Source organism: Planococcus salinus (assembly GCF_003719725.1).
Classification (GTDB): domain Bacteria; phylum Bacillota; class Bacilli; order Bacillales_A; family Planococcaceae; genus Planococcus; species Planococcus salinus.
In genome coordinates, this window is sequence record NZ_RIAX01000030.1 from 1 (window position 1) to 918 (window position 918).

1 rRNA gene is annotated in these 918 nt (G+C 56.2%); it reads left to right on the plus strand.

Features of this window, described 5'->3' with window-relative positions:
- A 23S ribosomal RNA gene (locus EEX84_RS16420) occupies positions 1 to 914 on the plus strand; the annotation flags it as partial.
- Between the last annotated feature and the right edge of the window lie 4 nt (positions 915 to 918).

A 918-nucleotide genomic window follows, 5' to 3' on the forward strand; every position in this document is an offset into this window, starting at 1 on the left:
GGCACTGTCTCAACGAGAGACTCGGTGAAATTATAGTACCTGTGAAGATGCAGGTTACCCGCGACAGGACGGAAAGACCCCGTGGAGCTTTACTGTAGCCTGATATTGAAGTTCGGTGCAACTTGTACAGCATAGGTAGGAGCCAGAGAACCCGGAGCGCCAGCTTCGGGGGAGGCGTCGGTGGGATACTACCCTGGTTGTATGGAACTTCTAACCCGCACCCCTGATCGGGGTGGGAGACAGTGTCAGGCGGGCAGTTTGACTGGGGCGGTCGCCTCCTAAAGAGTAACGGAGGCGCCCAAAGGTTCCCTCAGAATGGTTGGAAATCATTCGCAGAGTGTAAAGGCACAAGGGAGCTTGACTGCGAGACGGACAGGTCGAGCAGGGTCGAAAGACGGGCTTAGTGATCCGGTGGTTCCGCATGGAAGGGCCATCGCTCAACGGATAAAAGCTACCCCGGGGATAACAGGCTTATCTCCCCCAAGAGTCCACATCGACGGGGAGGTTTGGCACCTCGATGTCGGCTCATCGCATCCTGGGGCTGTAGTCGGTCCCAAGGGTTGGGCTGTTCGCCCATTAAAGCGGTACGCGAGCTGGGTTCAGAACGTCGTGAGACAGTTCGGTCCCTATCCGTCGCGGGCGCAGGAAATTTGAGAGGAGCTGTCCTTAGTACGAGAGGACCGGGATGGACACACCGCTGGTGTACCAGTTGTTCCGCCAGGGGCATCGCTGGGTAGCTATGTGTGGCCGGGATAAGTGCTGAAAGCATCTAAGCACGAAGCCCCCCTCAAGATGAGATTTCCCATTGCGCAAGCAAGTAAGATCCCTCAAAGACGATGAGGTAGATAGGTTCGGGGTGGAAGCGTGGCGACACGTGCAGCTGACGAATACTAATCGATCGAGGACTTAACCATTGTT